This window comes from Rufibacter soli (assembly GCF_054781795.1).
On record NZ_BAAGTS010000002.1, the window covers coordinates 778,141 to 793,325 of the forward strand.

17 protein-coding genes are annotated in these 15,185 nt (G+C 48.4%); 6 read left to right on the plus strand and 11 right to left on the minus strand.

The window, feature by feature from the left end; genetic code table 11:
- Nucleotides 1–454: 454 nt before the first annotated feature.
- Genes ACYVJQ_RS05285 through ACYVJQ_RS05295 form a run of 3 tightly spaced genes read left to right on the plus strand, consistent with a single transcriptional unit; the run spans nt 455 to nt 3,145 of the window.
- Nucleotides 455–1,342, plus strand: a complete 888-nt coding sequence (locus ACYVJQ_RS05285; RefSeq protein WP_460892019.1) for a heme/hemin ABC transporter substrate-binding protein — start codon at nt 455–457, stop codon at nt 1,340–1,342.
- The gene (locus ACYVJQ_RS05290) at nt 1,326–2,360 is read left to right on the plus strand and encodes a FecCD family ABC transporter permease (protein ID WP_460892020.1); all 1,035 of its coding nucleotides are present in this window, start codon (nt 1,326–1,328) and stop codon (nt 2,358–2,360) included. Before ACYVJQ_RS05285 ends, ACYVJQ_RS05290 begins: the two co-directional genes overlap by 17 nt.
- A complete protein-coding gene (locus ACYVJQ_RS05295) occupies nt 2,360–3,145 on the plus strand; it encodes a heme ABC transporter ATP-binding protein (protein WP_460892021.1) in 786 nt (261 codons plus the stop codon). Before ACYVJQ_RS05290 ends, ACYVJQ_RS05295 begins: the two co-directional genes overlap by 1 nt.
- A 102-nt stretch (nt 3,146–3,247) precedes the next feature.
- On the opposite strand, the gene ACYVJQ_RS05300 is transcribed toward ACYVJQ_RS05295, so the two are convergent.
- From ACYVJQ_RS05300 to ACYVJQ_RS05350, 11 genes are all read right to left on the minus strand, one after another.
- Nucleotides 3,248–3,841, minus strand: coding sequence for a dihydrofolate reductase family protein (locus ACYVJQ_RS05300; RefSeq protein WP_460892022.1), 594 nt, complete (start codon nt 3,839–3,841; stop codon nt 3,248–3,250).
- A gap of 92 nt (nt 3,842–3,933) precedes the next feature.
- Nucleotides 3,934–4,305, minus strand: a complete 372-nt coding sequence (locus ACYVJQ_RS05305; protein WP_460892023.1) for a hypothetical protein — start codon at nt 4,303–4,305, stop codon at nt 3,934–3,936.
- 145 nt (nt 4,306–4,450) lie between these two features.
- Nucleotides 4,451–4,801, minus strand: coding sequence for a nuclear transport factor 2 family protein (locus tag ACYVJQ_RS05310; RefSeq protein ID WP_460892024.1), 351 nt, complete (start codon nt 4,799–4,801; stop codon nt 4,451–4,453).
- A 184-nt stretch (nt 4,802–4,985) separates the two neighbouring features.
- Entirely contained in the window at nt 4,986–5,285 is a 300-nt protein-coding gene (locus ACYVJQ_RS05315; RefSeq protein ID WP_460892025.1) for a HigA family addiction module antitoxin, read from the minus strand.
- Nucleotides 5,286–5,290: 5 nt separating this feature from the next.
- Nucleotides 5,291–5,572, minus strand: coding sequence for a type II toxin-antitoxin system RelE/ParE family toxin (locus ACYVJQ_RS05320; protein WP_460892026.1), 282 nt, complete (start codon nt 5,570–5,572; stop codon nt 5,291–5,293).
- A gap of 159 nt (nt 5,573–5,731) precedes the next feature.
- Nucleotides 5,732–6,268, minus strand: a complete 537-nt coding sequence (locus ACYVJQ_RS05325; protein ID WP_460892027.1) for a hypothetical protein — start codon at nt 6,266–6,268, stop codon at nt 5,732–5,734.
- A gap of 98 nt (nt 6,269–6,366) precedes the next feature.
- Entirely contained in the window at nt 6,367–6,882 is a 516-nt protein-coding gene (locus ACYVJQ_RS05330; protein ID WP_460892028.1) for a hypothetical protein, read from the minus strand.
- Between the two features lie 90 nt (nt 6,883–6,972).
- A complete protein-coding gene (locus tag ACYVJQ_RS05335; protein WP_460892029.1) occupies nt 6,973–7,551 on the minus strand; it encodes an immunity 53 family protein in 579 nt (192 codons plus the stop codon).
- Nucleotides 7,552–7,650: 99 nt separating this feature from the next.
- Nucleotides 7,651–8,130 carry a hypothetical protein gene (locus ACYVJQ_RS05340; RefSeq protein WP_460892030.1) on the minus strand — a complete coding sequence of 160 codons (480 nt, stop codon included), beginning with the start codon at nt 8,128–8,130 and terminating at the stop codon, nt 7,651–7,653.
- A 243-nt stretch (nt 8,131–8,373) separates the two neighbouring features.
- Nucleotides 8,374–8,655 (minus strand): hypothetical protein, encoded by a 282-nt coding sequence (locus tag ACYVJQ_RS05345; protein WP_460892031.1) that lies wholly within the window; start codon nt 8,653–8,655, stop codon nt 8,374–8,376.
- Nucleotides 8,656–8,817: 162 nt separating this feature from the next.
- Entirely contained in the window at nt 8,818–10,179 is a 1,362-nt protein-coding gene (locus ACYVJQ_RS05350) for a tyrosine-type recombinase/integrase (RefSeq protein WP_460892032.1), read from the minus strand.
- A gap of 197 nt (nt 10,180–10,376) precedes the next feature.
- On the opposite strand from ACYVJQ_RS05350, the gene ACYVJQ_RS05355 reads away from it, so the two are divergent.
- The 3 genes from ACYVJQ_RS05355 to ACYVJQ_RS05365 all read left to right on the plus strand — a co-directional run bounded on the left by ACYVJQ_RS05355 (nt 10,377) and on the right by ACYVJQ_RS05365 (nt 15,042).
- Complete coding sequence (locus tag ACYVJQ_RS05355) at nt 10,377–10,769, plus strand: hypothetical protein (RefSeq protein ID WP_460892033.1); 393 nt, start codon at nt 10,377–10,379, stop codon at nt 10,767–10,769.
- A gap of 179 nt (nt 10,770–10,948) precedes the next feature.
- Entirely contained in the window at nt 10,949–12,343 is a 1,395-nt protein-coding gene (gene lpdA / locus ACYVJQ_RS05360) for a dihydrolipoyl dehydrogenase (RefSeq protein WP_460892034.1), read from the plus strand.
- A 236-nt stretch (nt 12,344–12,579) separates the two neighbouring features.
- Nucleotides 12,580–15,042: a TonB-dependent receptor domain-containing protein gene (locus tag ACYVJQ_RS05365; RefSeq protein ID WP_460892035.1), complete on the plus strand. Its 2,463-nt coding sequence runs from the start codon at nt 12,580–12,582 to the stop codon at nt 15,040–15,042.
- The last annotated feature ends 143 nt before the right edge of the window (nt 15,043–15,185 follow it).

Consider the following 15,185-nt stretch of genomic DNA (forward strand, 5'->3'; position numbering starts at 1 on the left):
TTGATCAATACTTCTTTCCCTCTTCGCTAATTTCTTATTTACTCCTTCCTCCATCCCTGCCATTCTGAAAGGACCTTGTGGGCGAACTGGAAAGACAACTGAAAAGCGCTACTACTGATTGGGTAAATGTGTTGCCTAAGTAAAGAGGTCAACTTTCCTTCTTAGTTAATCTTCTCTCTATTGTCATCCTGAAAGGGTCCTGGTGGCAAACAGTAATGACGCCAGAGTAAGCGCTTTTCTAACCCGCCCAAAAGGTCCTTTCAGGCTGACAAATGTGAGGGATGTCAGAAAGAGAATCCAAACTTAAGCGAAGATATAGTATGAGAAAAGTTGCCGGAAATTGAACAGAGGTTTAAAGAGATAAATGAATCAATAATAAACTGTTCAGGAATTTCTAATCCTGATTAAATAAACACTAACAACCAACAATCACCAACCAGAAACCAACACTGAAATGAAAAAATACCTTATCATGGCTTTCGCCAGCCTGGTGCTAGTCTCTTGCGAGCGCTTCCAGAACAAAGACCAGAAGCAGGAGAATACCGAACGTATTGTGAGCGTCTCCAAGCAACACACTGAGATCATGTATGCGTTGGGCGCGGTCCAAAACCTGGTGGCCGTAGACGTTTCCAGCACGTACCCAGAAGCGGCCAAAAAGCTGCCCACCGTAGGCTATCACCGCGCCTTGAGTTTAGAAGGATTAGTGGCGGCCAAGCCCACCCTGATTATCCATGACGGACCCGCCAGCATTGGCCCTGAGCATGTGGTGCGTCAACTGGAACAACTCAAAATCCCGATGAAGCAGTTCTCCGTGAGCGGCTCTACCCTGGACAGCACCAAACTCCTGTTTCAGGAGATGGGCCAATACTTCCACCGTGAAAAACAAGCCGATTCCCTTTCCCAGAAGTTAGAAAAGGAAATGCAACAGGCCTTGGATAATGCTAAAAGCTATGCCCAGAAACCAAAGGTGCTCATTATCCATTACGGGCAGGCCAACAACGTGTACCTGGTCATGACGGGCAAAAGCACCGCAGCCAAAATGGTAGGTTGGGCGGGCGGCACCATGGCCGTGGAAGGCGACCGCGGCATGAAGCAACTCTCAGCCGAGGTGGTGGCCCAATCAAACCCGGACGTGATTCTACTCACCGACTTCGGCTATGACAAACTGGGCTCTAACCAGAAGATAAGTGAACTGCCAGGCGTCTCCGCGACCAATGCCTTTAAGAACGGCCGCATCTTTAGAGTGGAGGAGCATGACCTGGTGTACCTGGGTCCAAGAACGGGGCAAAATGTACTGTTGCTGCAGAAACTGATTCACCAGAAGAATGGGCAGGTTCAATAAAAAATACCGCCGTCTGTATCTTGGGTTGGGGGTACTGCTGGCAGGGGTGACGGTGCTTTCCATCCGGTTTGGAGCGGTGCAGATCTCCTTGCAGGAAATGAATTCGGCGCTGAGCCAGGTGTTTTCCCAGCCCGAGAGCCTGACCCTGAACGAGCGCATTTTTCTGGAAATACGCCTGCCCCGGGCGCTTTTAACGGTGATAGTAGGGGCTACTTTGGCTGTGGGCGGCGTCTTGATGCAATCCTTGTTCCGGAACCCCATTGTGGAGCCCGGTTTAGTGGGGACGTCCAGTGGCGCGGCCTTTGGGGCGGCCCTGTACTTTGTGCTGGGCGCGGTATTCAACTTCGGGACGGGGGAGTGGACCTTGCCTTTGGCTGCCTGTGCGGGAGGTATTCTGGCTACGGGCTTGGTGTTCACGCTGGCCCAGTCTAAGGAAACGGGCAAAAGTTCTATTGTGGGCCTGCTACTCACGGGCATCGCGATTAACGCCTTGTTTCTGAGTGGGGTGGGCTTTTTGTCTTACATCGCCCGTGACCCGCAGGCCCGGTCCATCACCTTCTGGACCCTGGGCACGCTGTCTGGGGCTAACTGGCATTCTGTTATGATTGTGGGCACGGTGTCTTTGGTGTGTCTGGGGGTGGCCTTGCGCTATACCAAGCATCTAAATGCGCTCATGATAGGCGAGGAGGAGGCGCAGTACCTGGGCATTAACCTGAAGCGGCTAAAATTCACCATTCTGCTCATTAACGTGATCATGGTGGCGGTAGCCACGTCGTTTACAGGCGTAATCAGTTTCATTGGTTTGATCGTACCACATTTGCTGCGGCTGATGCAGGGCTCAGATAACCGTTTTCTGGTCATTGGCAGCGCGCTCATGGGTGGTATTCTGCTGAGTCTGGCCGACCTGGTGGCCCGCCTGTTGTTGGCTCCTGCTGAACTACCTATTGGCATTGTGACCTCGGCGGTAGGGGTGCCGGTCTTTTTGTTGTTGTTGCGTAAGAAAAACGTCTATTTCTAATGTTACAGGCAGAAAACATTACCTATAAAATTGGAAGTAAGACGTTATTGAAAGACGTTTCCACCACCTTTGAGCCCGGCAAACTCAGCCTCATCATCGGCCCGAACGGCGCCGGAAAATCTACCTTGGTCAAGGTCTTATGCAAACAGTTGAAACCCGCGCACGGCGAGGTACTTTTGGAGGGCAAGAACCTAAGGGCGTATTCAGATCTGGAGTTGGGCCAGCGGCGGGCGGTGCTCTCGCAGAATGTGGATTTGGCGTTTCCGCTGACCGTTTGGGAAGTGGTGATGATGGGCCGTTACCCACATTTCTCCGTCAAACCCACCGCCAAAGATGAGCACGCCTGCCTTGAAGCCATGCGCTTTTTTGACGTCTGGGACCTGGCAGAGCGAAACTACCTGACCTTAAGCGGCGGTGAGAAACAGCGCGTGCAGTTTGCCCGGGTCATGACCCAGATTTGGTACCCGGTGCCTGGCCAAAACCGTTACCTCATCATGGACGAACCCCTTTCGTTTCTGGATGTGCACTATCAGTTTCAGTTCATGCACCAGGTCCAGGATCTGTTGCGCCAACAGCCAGATTTAGTGGTGGTGGGCGTAGTGCATGACTTGAACCTGGCCGCCAAGTTCGCAGACAAAATTGTGTTGATCCACCAAGGCGGTCTGCTAGCCGAAGGTACTAAATGGGACGTACTCACTGCGGCTACTATTAAAACCGCCTACCGGCTCACGCCCGTGGTCATGGCAGAAAAAGAGAAGGACCGGCTTTACCTGTTTTTTGAGTAAGAGGCACCTTCTGTTTTAGGCCTGTTTTACCCAAAACAGGCCTAAAACAGAAAATTTACTTATTGCCACTTGGTAGGAAATGACTCTAGATACTTATTATCCTTATTCCCCTACCGTACCTGTTTTGACTTCTCCGGCCCGGATGTAATGCGCCAGAATCACGCCGCTTGGGCTCACAATGCTCTCCGTTAAGGTAAAGGCAGAGGCCATGGCACCCGCGTCAAACAACTTTTTCCCTTCGCCCAGAATCAAGGGGTGGATCATGAGCCAGAGTTCATCTACCAGCGCATGGGAGAGGAGCAATTGAATAAGCTTACTGCTGCCCCAGACCTGCAAATCAGGACCCTCTGAGTTTTTAAGGTTTTCTATTTCGGCCAGACTGCTAAGGAAAACTGAGTTTTTCCAGTCTGATTTCTTCATGGTGGTGGAGAGCACGTATTTGGTGACCTCATTGATGCCTGGCCAGCCCTGTGCATGTGTTGGCCAATAGTTGGCCCATATCTCAAAGGTCTTTCTGCCCAAAAGAAGATCAGAGGGCTGCATGAGTTTTTGCATCACCTTATCAGAAACCTCGTCCCCGTAAGGGGCCACCCAGCCGCCGTACCTGAAGCCTCCAGACGGGTCTTCCTGAGGTCCGCCGGGCGCCTGCATCACGCCGTCTAATGAAAACATGGATAGGACGATGATTTTTCTCATGATAAATGGCCTTTGGTTTTAGGTTATGCAATTCCTGTTGAGTGTGCCTGCTGCGCTTTTGTAAATGACGGGCAAGGCGGGCAATTAAAAGGTTATTTTACTTTTCGTTTTGCCCGAATGTACGACCACCACATAGTCAAAAGTAGTCCGAGAGAGGTGAAAATGGTGGGAGGCGTTCTCTTCTCATCATGTATAGTGGCAATGAAAAATACTGGAATTGCTATAGAAAAGCTTATCAGAAAATAGGGCATCCAGCTTCTTTCATATATTGATTTCTTCTCTTTCTGGGGCGCTTCTTCTTCCTGATACGTTGTTTTCGGTTCTTCTTGTGAAATGAACCTCTTCCGGTTTTCTAATTCATTCCTAGCTGTTTCAACCGCCTCTGGTACATATTTTTGACGGTTGGCAAGAATGCTTTCTAATTCCTTCGTTGATTTCTTGGGGATAGAAACTAAAAATTTCATTTCCAGGAATATGGTCTAAAAGGCTTAGCTCAAAGCGGTTTACTGCTTTTTAGGTGATGTTAGACGTTACTTTTTTAATATGGGTAAGTTCCCTGTTATGGGTAATTGATCCCATTTGGCATGGTACCGTTGGGGGTTTGCATTTTTAGTCAGTCTTGATAACGAAAGCCTTTAATTCAGCCAGCTTACCGTCGCGAAATCGCCAGACGTCACAGTAGGAGTAGTCAGCCATTTCCCCGCCACTGTCTTTTATTTTGATTGTACCAAGGGCTGTGACAAAATCACCTTCAGAGATTAGGTTTTCAACCATAAACTTAGGTGGTTCTATGTACGCCGTGGCCATGTATTGCCTAACAGCTTCCTTCCCTCTTAGGGTCTGGTCGCCTACAAAAGTCCATTCTGTGTCATCGGTGCAGAAAGACAGAAACCCTTCATTGTCACCTTGGGTAATAGCTTCGTTCGCCTTTATCAGTATTGCTTTATTCAACTCTACCATGTGGTTTCCTTTCATTCAGGTAAAAGTTAAGGCAGTAAGAATGATAAAAAGAATTTCTAAGAGATATTACCCGCTCTAATAGAATTATTCTGGTACTCTATTTCAATGATGATATGGGCAGTGGGAACTAAGTGCCTTCTAACCGTTTGGCTAAAATGCGACGGAGGCTGGCGTTTACCTTTTGTTAGGCGGCGTTTTTTTCAAACCTTCTTATGTTTTCCAACTCATGCTTCTTGTTGTTTTTCTCTTCCTCCAAATCATAGTCGTCTTGGAGCCCGAGCCAAAACTTAGGAGAGTTCCCGAAGTAATAACTTAGCCTGAGTGCGGTGTCTGCCGTGATTCTTCTATTTCCCTTCAATATCTCTGATATTCTGGTTTGCGGAATATTGATGTCTTTTGAAAGTCGGTAGGCTGTAATGTTCAGGGGGACGAGGAATTCCTCCTGCAATATTTCTCCTGGGTGTATGTTAGGTAGCTTTTCCATATTGTTTAGTGGTAGTCAATGATTTCTACTTCTGAGGCCTGGCCGTTTTTCCATTGGAAGATGACTCTCCATGGGTTGTTTATCCGGATGCTGTAGAATGCTTTCAAATTACCGGATAGCTTTTCCAGTTGGTTGGAGGGGGGTATCCGCAAGTCCGCGACGGTCTGCGAGTTTTGGAGCATCCTCAACTTTCGCCGACCAATCGTCTGAATTTCCATCGGGAGCTTTGCGACCCTTTCTCCGTTCCAAATCTTTTCCGTGTCTTTTGAGCCAAATGATATTATCATACTCCTGATTTACGGTAGTAACGCCAAAAGTAAGTAAATTGTTTGATTTTTAATTTTTTGGGGAGAGGTTTCTTAAATGGCGGCTAACGGCTAGTATAAACGACGCACTAGGCCGTCGGCCTAAGGGTGACGTTTATGCCTTGTTGGCAGACGTAATTATTATTTCATCCATTCAGCGTTGAAGTTACTGACAAAGAAGGTGTCAACTGAAACCCCATTTTTATCCTCAAAGTGGCAATTGATTTTTATCGACCATTTCTCCTTGAGTTCTTGCTGTGTCACTTTGCGGTTCTTTATTTTCAAACTAAAGTAAGCAGTGTCACCTATTGGTTTTACTTTAAAGCCATTGCTAAAATCAAAAATCCTTTCTTTTTGAGTCGTATCGAGTAAATAAGTTTTAGAGTATGAGAGGTTTTCTTTTTGTGCAAGCCTTTTGAAAACGCTGTCAAGCATCCAAAACTTTACTTTTACTAATTCAAAGTCCCCAGCAGAATCGATTGTTAACGCCCCATAAGGTTTTTCATCCTCCTCAAAAGGTCGGTTATCTGAAGGATAATATTCTGAACTGGGCAACCTTAAGTATTTATTCCCATTATAGGTAAACGTCGGAAATGGCTTCTCTTCGACTTTCCGTTTTGTTTCTTTGCACGAGCTTAGCAACGAAATAGTAAATACAAGTATTAATATCTTCTTCATTTTTATTTATGACTGCCAACGGTTAGTATAAACGGCGGCGGAGGCCGTCGGCCGATGCTGGCGTTTATGCAGTGTTGGTGGTAGTGCTTTTTTTCTTTCTATAGCTTTTCTAAAATGGAAACAGCTTTTTGTGCAATTCTCTGGAAGAACTGTGAATCTTCCTCTATTTCATGAATGCTTTTCCCAACAATTTCCCTTCTGTTCTCAGGTTGGTCAAGCTCAGAGAAGGCGATTATCATTTTTAATCTGCTTCTCTCTCTTGTTGTTAGCTTTTGAAATTCTTTTGCTTTTAATCGGTCTATTAGTTCTTGGCGAAATTCCTTGTCCGCATATTGTTCATTATCACTAAGTCGAATTGCTGCTGCTGAAGCTTCGTCGTCAAATTCTGAATTTAGAGCAATGTCGATTAATTCTGTAGTGGTTGGTTCAGGAAGTCGGATTAGAGTTGTCTGTCCACCACCGTGATATTCTGAATCGGTTTGGTATTTTAGCCATTGTTTCCCGTTTTCATTATCGAGATACTTTGCAGCCCAGCCACCGTCAAGAATTTCCACTAGATTTAGTCTTTGTAGAAAGTCATCTATTAGCTTAGAATCGCTGTAAAGTCTTCTCATTTTTATTCTTAGCCTTACCACCAACGGTTAGTATAAAAAACGTGCTAGGCCGTCGGCCGTAGCATGAATTTTATACAGTGTTAGGGTTTGTTATTCTATTTTTTCTGTCACAACTGGGCCTACTCCTTCAAAGAATGCTTGCAGCTTGCACCTTACTTTGTCACCTTCTTTATATTCCAATTCGCTAAGTTTCTTCGGGTCTATGCTTTGATAATCATCAATATCCAACACTTGTAAATTTTGAAGAGTAGTTTCATCTATTTGAGTGATTTCAAAAACACTTTCATTAATTACCCTTGCTGTTACTTCTTTCCAAACAGGCACTGGACTATTTGGGATAGGGACATAAATGAAATGCGTATAGCTCTGGTCTATTTGTGACGGCAAAACTTCCTCCAAAAATATTCTGAAGATTTCATTAAGCTTGTCTGGGTCACCCGCACCAGTGAACTTCCCATCCTTTACTCCGATAAACAACCAGTCTTCGTCACCATTGTCATATTGCTGGCTAAATTCGGCATTTTCAAGAGCGGTATCCTGTAGCTCTATCTCAACTGACCAGCCAGGATTGTCAACCGTTGTGATTTTGATTCCAAAGCCATGTTCCCAATCCCCATCACAGTTGTTCCTATACCAGTCCTGTATCCGCTCTAGTAGAGATTTGGTCATCTTTTTATTTTAATTAACCCTAACGGCTAAGCTAAACGACGGGCGAGGCCGTCGGCCGAAGTCTGGCGTTTAGGTGTTGTTGTAAGAAGTACTTTTTTACTATGCGTGCGGGAAAGTTCCAGTTGGATAAGTCCGCTTCTTTTTGGTTAGCAAGAACTCCTTTCTTTCAATTCTCCCTGTTTTTAGGTCTTCCAACTGTACAGATAACTTGAGTTCTTTATTTCTATGGATAATGTCGTCCAGGTTTTCAGAATAAAACCAGTAAGAATAATTTTCACTTACCTTCATTAATTCCAAAGTGTCACCCGTGTCGGTGAATTTTATTTTTACTTTTTGAACTGCAACTGCATTATCAGATTTTATTCCGTCTAAAAATGTGTAATAAGGTCTATATGTTACTGGTGTATAAGCACCCACAATGAGAAAGTCCTTACCGTTGATAGTTTCTTTCTTACAGCTCAAAATGTATCCGTCTTGTCTTATGTATTCGCTCTTTTTTTCCTGTTGGTAGGTTACGGCTGTGTGGAAGGAGCAAGAGCTGATTACGAGTGACAAAAGAATTAGGGATATTCTATTCATATGTATTTCTTACAACGGACTAGTATAAAAGACGGCGAGGCCGTCGGCCGATGCTGACTTTTATACAGTGTTGGCAGGAGTTGTTCTTTTTGTACTGCCTCTAATTCAAATTGCTGCTTTCCTGTTTTTGGCCTCTTTTACAAAAAACAGGTCAAAAACGCACTCAAATTAATTCTTAGCAAAAGATTTCTTCAAATCACTTTACCTTCAATCTTAGAAATTTATCCGTTGGACATGCTGATGTCAGTCGGAATTGTGTGGCCTTTTTTTCTTGTTTTCGGAAGTTCCTTGAAAAAAGCTCCTGACACTTCCGAATGGTGAGAGTGAATGGAAAGCTACATAAAAGAAAACTAACCCAACCAGAACAATTAACCAGCCACCAACAACATTCAGGCTTGAGTCCCGATGAAGTCCAATAATTGCTTTGTCCTTGATGATGAAGATTATTCCTTCTATTATCCATAGGATAGAGAAGGCGAACCAGCCAATGGCAGCCCAATTGATTTTATCTTTTTCTTTATTCAATTCAGTTTTTTATTTATCAATTGCTGCCAACTAGTTGCTAAACGTAAACATACGTTTATCTGCACTATATGCGAAGTGCATTTTCCTCTCTTCGCGCAGATTTGGTACTGTTAAGAGTTGAAGAAGCATCGTTGTATATAGTATAGCCAATGTAAGGTATTGCTAGAGGTTATCCAACGGGCTTACAATTTTATCTAGGGCGTGGGTGGTAATATGGGTATAAATCTCGGTGGTTTTGCTGGAACGGTGGCCTAGCAAAACCTGGATGTACCTTAAATCTGTACCCTGCTCTAAGAGGTGCGTAGCAAAGGAATGGCGCAGCGTGTGGGGTGTGGCGGGGGCTTTTACGCCGGCCTTTTCCTTGCTGGCCCTAAAAACATTTCTTATGCTCTCTACCGTGTACTGTCCGCCCGCCTGGCCTTCAAAGAGCCATAGCTTTGGCTTAAATACCTTGTAATAGGCCCGCAGGCTCTCCAGCAGCTTCTGAGACAGCAGGGTGGTACGGTCTTTCTTGCCCTTGGCTCCTCTAATCAGAAGTAGGTTTCTGTCAGACTGCACATCTGTGAGCTTCAGGTTGATTACCTCCCCAATGCGCAGACCACCGGCATACAGGAGTTGCAACATACACCGGTGTTTCAGGTTTTCCGTCACAGAAAGGATCTTTAGCACGTCTTTTTTGCTCAATACCTGGGGCAAACGTTCCGGCTTATCTGGGCGTTCTATCTGGTTCAGCCTAACCTCATGCCGCAGTAATACACGCTGGTAATAAAACTTAACTGCATTAATGGACTGGTTCACCAGGGAGGCCGAGTAGGTACCTGCCTGCACCATGTGGCGGTGGTACTGGTTGATGGCTTCCTCTGAGAAAGCGTTTATAGTCCCCATGTCTTGGTCTTTGTGGGCGTTTAAAAAGCGTAATAAAAGGCTGTGATACGTGCGTAGGGTGCTAAGGCTGTAGTTTAAGAGAAACAGTTTTTCAAGGTAGCCAAGCGGGCAAGGAATATAGCCTGGCCCTTTCTGGTAGGTTTGCTCCCAAAGTTTTGCTTGCAAAGACATATCCTTTACCTGCATGGTCTGGGATAGCCACAGCTGGGCCACGTGGGCCAGCTCGGTCAGCAAGGTGTGCATACTGGTACTTTCAGTAGAGATGACAAAGCAATGCAACTCTGGTACCCAGTTTGCAGCCTTGCTGTTCTTCAGGCACGCATAAATAGCTTTATGAGATTGGTAGCTTATCTGCACAACTGCCTTGCCCTTCAACTCCAGGGGTTGTAGGCGTACCACTGGGCGTACAGGGCCTTTCTCCAGAGGCTCCACCAGGGCTTTGTGCTGTTGTAGAATAACCGCTCCCTTCGCGGGCCTTAGGCGCTGGGGCCTGTGCAAATACCGGGCATCTACCTTGGCCAGGCCTTGAAAGTGCTGGTGCGTCTTTTCAATCGCCTGGTTAGAATGGTGCATCACATAGCACTTGTATGTCTTGCTATACTTCATCCAGGTAGCTTCTTTCAAGTACCTCGATAGCAAAGGATTGGCCTTATGGTAAAGGCGTATAAACGCTTTACCTGCGTGATCCAGCGGGTTTAAGTACAGAACCGGAAGTTGAGTTTGGTAAGACATGACAGTAGCGGGAGTAATTGGACCAAGATAAAACCTTCTGCTCCCTTAGCCGTGTTATTACCCGGGTATAAACGGATATACCCGGGTAATAACACGGCTAACCAATGACACAGGAGAAGGCATGCCAACAGTGCGGCACCACCATTGTAGGTAGGACCGACAAACGCTTCTGCTCTGACCAGTGCCGGTACCTGACTAACAACACTGTTAAGAGACAGAGCCTGGGCGAGGAGCGCATTCGGCAGATCAATGCCGCTCTGCGTAAAAACCGTAGTATTCTGAAGCAACTCAGCCCGCATGGCAAGACTACCATCCCACGCCAGTACCTGGAGCTGGCGGGCTTTGATTTCCGGTACCTCACCCAGCTCTATACCACCCAGAAAGGAAACACCTACCACTTGTGCTATGACTATGGGTATTTACTCTTGCCAGAGGAGAAGGTGCTCATTGTTAACTGGCAACCTTACATGGACCAGAAAGCCAGCGGCAACTCATAAACTTGTCAAAAAATGTTTCTGTAATTGATGGGTGCCTTTTGTGAGGGCTGTGTGAACCATTATATCGTTTTAAGCCCGTTTTTCGCAAAACAGCCCCAAAACGCCTTCTGTCTTATAAACTTGGCAAAAGCGTGTTTATGATGTAGCTTTGCCTGAAGTAAAACCTTACATCCAGATACATGGCATCAACATATGATTTGATAGTGGTGGGCAGCGGCCCAGGGGGCTACGTGGCTGCCATCCGCGCCTCACAATTGGGTATGAAAGTAGGCGTGGTGGAGAAAGCTGAGTTGGGCGGTATCTGCCTCAACTGGGGCTGTATCCCTACCAAGGCGTTGCTTAAAAGCGCGCAGGTATTTGAATACATTCAGCACGCCAAAGACTACGGCATTAACGTAGACAACGCCTCTGCAGATTTTGGTGCCGTGGTGGCCCGTAGCCGGGGCGTGGCCCAGGGCATGAGCAAAGGCATCCAGTTCCTGTTCCGTAAAAACAAGATTGACCACATAGCCGGTTACGGCAAACTCAAAGGCAAAGGCCAGCTTGAAGTGACCACTGAAGGTGGCAAAGCCGAAATCTACGAAGCCAAGCACATCATTCTGGCCACCGGTGCCCGCTCGCGCGAGTTGCCAAACCTGCCTATTGACGGTAAAAAGATCATTGGCTACCGCCAGGCCATGGTGCTTGAAAACCAGCCAAAGCGCATGGTGGTGGTAGGCTCCGGCGCCATTGGCGTAGAGTTCGCCTACTTCTACAAGACCATGGGCACCGAGGTGACCATTGTAGAGTTCCTGCCTACCATTGTGCCCGTTGAGGATGAGGAAATCTCCAAGCAACTGGAGAAATCGTTCAAGAAAGCCGGCATCAACATCATGACTTCTTCTGAGGTACAGTCAGTAGACACCTCGGGGGCCGCTTGCGTGGTGAAAATCAAGACTGCCAAAGGCGAAGAAACAATTGAAGCCGACGTAGTACTTTCTGCCGTGGGTATCCAAACCAACCTGGAGAACCTGGGTCTGGAGGAACTGGGCATTGCCGTAGAGCGTGGCCGCGTGACCACAGATGATTTCTACCGCACCAACGTGGAAGGCATCTACGCCATTGGTGACATTGTGAAAGGTCCTGCTTTGGCCCACGTTGCTTCCGCCGAGGGTATCATTTGCGTGGAGGCCATTGCCGGTCATCATCCAGAGCCGCTTGACTACAAAAACATACCGGGCTGTACCTACTGCGTGCCAGAGATTGCGTCTGTAGGCTACACTGAGAAAGAGTGCAAGGAAATGGGCCGCGAGATCAAAGTGGGCAAGTTCCCGTTCTCTGCCTCTGGTAAAGCCTCTGCCGCCGGAGCCAAAGACGGTTTCGTGAAAGTGATCTTTGACGCCAAGTACGGCGAGTTCCTGGGCGCTCACCTGATTGGCGCCAACGTAACTGAGATGATTGCCGAGGTAGTGGTAGCCCGCAAACTGGAAACCACCGGGCATGAGATCATCAAAGCCGTGCACCCGCACCCAACCATGTCAGAAGCTATTATGGAAGCCGCTGCCGCCGCTTACGGCGAAGTGATCCACTTATAATCTTTACATCTAATACCATTACAAAAGCCCGGGCTGCCAAGCCCGGGCTTTTCTGTTTTAAGCCTGTTTTTCCAAAAACGGCCCTAAAACGGGTCAAACAATCGCTCTCTTTTCAAAACCTTTGACCCTGAGTCCTAGTTGGTTAAAGAGGCGCCCCTGAAACAAGTTGACCAGGAGTATACCCGTTGTGCTGGGTTCAGGCGTTTTGTTTAGAAGTAGCGTACCTATTCTTTTGCATGAAACAGTTCTTTCCCTTCCTTCTTTTCTTCGTTCTGGCTTCCTTTCTAAAGGTGCAGGCCCAGGTACCGGCGTCCGGTAAAATAAGTGGCACTTTGCAGGACGCCTCTTCCAAACAGCCCCTGGGCTTTGCCACGGCCGTGCTGCTGGCCGCCCAGGACTCCAGCATTGTAGCCAGCGCCCTGGTAGAGGCCAACGGCGCGTTCACCCTTCAGCCGGTGGCCCCGGGCCGGTATCACTTAAAATTCACGCTGGTAGGTTACGCCAACCGGTTGGTGCCCAATGTGCACGTGTCTTCCGCTAGCCCAAACGTGAACGTGGGCGTGGTGGCCATGCGGTCGGCGGCTACGCAGTTGGGGGTGGTAGAAGTGGTGGGCCAGCGCGAGGCCGTAGAATATAACCTGGACCGACGGGTGTACAACGTGGGGCAAGACCTTTCCACCGTAGGCGGTACGGCTGTAGACGTCATGCAGAACGTGCCCTCGGTCACCGTAGACCAGGAAGGCACCGTGAGCATGCGGGGCACCTCTAACATCACCATCCTTATTGACGGCAAGCCGTCGGCGCTGAGCGGACTGGGGCTGGACCAGATTCCGGCCAGTACCATTGATAGGGTAGAGGTGATCACCAATCCATCGTCTAAATATGATCCCAGCGGCACGGGCGGCGTCCTGAACATCATCCTGAAAAAAGAAAAGCAGCGCGGCCTGAACGGCATTGTCTCTCTGAATGCCGGCCTGGGCAACCGCTACAATTCGTCCCTCAACCTCAACTACCGCCTGGGCAAGGTGAACCTGTTCACTAACTATGACTTCCGGCAAGACAAACGCAAGGGCACAGGCTCCTCGTTCAGGACCAACCGCCGCGAAGGGGCCAATACGTTTCAGGAGAGTACTTCTAACAGCACCCGTTCCTTTTCCAGCCATAACCTGCGGTTTGGCGCCGACTACCAGCTAACCGAGCGGCAGAGCCTGACAGGATCGGTGCTGTACCGCCTGGGGAGCCGGGAAAACGAGAGCGCCAACTTTTACCGTTTCCTTAACGCCAACCAGGATTTGGACAGCACCTCTACCCGGGCCACCAACGGTTCTGAGGAAAGCAACGTGTGGGAATATTCCTTGAGTTACCGCAAGACCTTCGCGCAGAAAGGCCGTGAGCTGACCGCCGATGCTGTCTACAACCAGGAAAGCGAAGACGGCGGCGATAATTTCTCGCAGCTTTTCTTTACTCCCGAAGGCACGCCCACGCCCAAGGGCCAACGCCTGTTACAGCAAAACTCGGCCCTGGAGAAAGAACGCGAGGCCTCTCTGCAGGTAGACTACGTGCACCCCATTGGCGAGGAAGGCAAATGGGAGGCTGGCTACCGGTCTACGTTTGAGCGCCAGGACGCTGATATTCTGGCCACCGATTTTGACAGCAAAACCAACCAGTTCCTGAACAGCATTGGCCGAACCAACCACTTTGTGTATGATGAGTGGGTGCACGCGCTGTACGGTAACTTTGGCAATGCCCTGGGTAAATTCAGTTACCAGTTGGGTGCCCGCCTGGAGCAGACCAACATCATAGCAGACCAGCGCACGCAGCGCCAGCGCAACAAAAGAGACTACCTCAACCTGTTCCCCAGCCTGTTTCTCACTTATGAGTTCTCTGAAGAGCAGAAGGTGCAGACCAGCTACAGCCGCCGCATAGACCGCCCGGGCACCCGGCAACTGAACCCGTTCCGGGATATCTCAGACATCTTCAACATCCGGCAGGGCAACCCCAACCTCAACCCAGAGTTCATTGATTCTTATGAGGTGAACTACCTGCGCTTCTGGAAAAATACCACCGCTACGGCCGGTGTTTTCTACCGCCAAATGACCGATGTGGTGCAATCCATCAGGACCCTGCAGGAAGACAATAGGACTACCGTCTCTACCTTTGAGAACATTGCCAGCGGCGCGTCTTACGGCCTGGAACTGACTGGCACGTCTACCCTTACGCCGTGGTGGCGCGTGAATGCCAATGCCTCGGCGTTCCAGTACATCATTGACGCTACCAGCGTGGGCCTGGCCAAAAACAGCCGCTTTTCCTGGACAAGCCGCCTGAACAACAACTTCACCCTCCCGCTTAAAACCGAGGTGCAGTTCTCTGTGAATTACCGCTCGCCGGTAGTCACCGTGCAGGGCGAGCGCTCAGCGTTTTTCATGACCGATCTAAGCGCCAGAAAAGAAGTCTTGAAAGGCAAAGGCAACATCACGCTGCGGGTGCAGGACTTGTTCAATACCATGCGTTTCAATTCCACCAGTTTCAGTGGCGATGCCTTGGACGGGTTTGAGGAAACCAGCCGCTACAAGCCGCAAAGCCAGTTGGTGTACGTGGGCTTCAGTTACCGCTTCGGGAACGCCAATGCCCAGAAGCGCGATAAAAACCGCCAGGACAACAACCAGGAAAGGCCTGAGCAGGAAGGCGAGCAGTTCTAAAGTGCCCCTGGCCGCCTTTTCCTGTTTTGAGCCTGTTTTTAGAAAATCAGGCTTAAAACAGGAAACCTGTTAAAGTGCGTTTTGCTGCCTTGAAAGAGTATAAAAGCAGAAAGCCGATGCCTTTTGAGGGGCACCGGCTTTTT

Coding starts and splice junctions, on each gene's coding strand:
- ACYVJQ_RS05305 (WP_460892023.1), bottom strand. CDS start 4,305: ATGAAATTTTTAGTTTCTATCCCCAAGAAATCAACGAAGGAATTAGAA.
- ACYVJQ_RS05300 (WP_460892022.1), bottom strand. CDS start 3,841: ATGAGAAAAATCATCGTCCTATCCATGTTTTCATTAGACGGCGTGATG.
- ACYVJQ_RS05365 (WP_460892035.1), top strand. CDS start 12,580: ATGAAACAGTTCTTTCCCTTCCTTCTTTTCTTCGTTCTGGCTTCCTTT.
- ACYVJQ_RS05315 (WP_460892025.1), bottom strand. CDS start 5,285: ATGGAAAAGCTACCTAACATACACCCAGGAGAAATATTGCAGGAGGAA.
- ACYVJQ_RS05355 (WP_460892033.1), top strand. CDS start 10,377: ATGACACAGGAGAAGGCATGCCAACAGTGCGGCACCACCATTGTAGGT.
- ACYVJQ_RS05295 (WP_460892021.1), top strand. CDS start 2,360: ATGTTACAGGCAGAAAACATTACCTATAAAATTGGAAGTAAGACGTTA.
- ACYVJQ_RS05325 (WP_460892027.1), bottom strand. CDS start 6,268: ATGAAGAAGATATTAATACTTGTATTTACTATTTCGTTGCTAAGCTCG.
- ACYVJQ_RS05285 (WP_460892019.1), top strand. CDS start 455: ATGAAAAAATACCTTATCATGGCTTTCGCCAGCCTGGTGCTAGTCTCT.
- ACYVJQ_RS05335 (WP_460892029.1), bottom strand. CDS start 7,551: ATGACCAAATCTCTACTAGAGCGGATACAGGACTGGTATAGGAACAAC.
- ACYVJQ_RS05290 (WP_460892020.1), top strand. CDS start 1,326: ATGGGCAGGTTCAATAAAAAATACCGCCGTCTGTATCTTGGGTTGGGG.
- ACYVJQ_RS05340 (WP_460892030.1), bottom strand. CDS start 8,130: ATGAATAGAATATCCCTAATTCTTTTGTCACTCGTAATCAGCTCTTGC.
- lpdA (WP_460892034.1), top strand. CDS start 10,949: ATGGCATCAACATATGATTTGATAGTGGTGGGCAGCGGCCCAGGGGGC.
- ACYVJQ_RS05330 (WP_460892028.1), bottom strand. CDS start 6,882: ATGAGAAGACTTTACAGCGATTCTAAGCTAATAGATGACTTTCTACAA.
- ACYVJQ_RS05310 (WP_460892024.1), bottom strand. CDS start 4,801: ATGGTAGAGTTGAATAAAGCAATACTGATAAAGGCGAACGAAGCTATT.
- ACYVJQ_RS05320 (WP_460892026.1), bottom strand. CDS start 5,572: ATGATAATATCATTTGGCTCAAAAGACACGGAAAAGATTTGGAACGGA.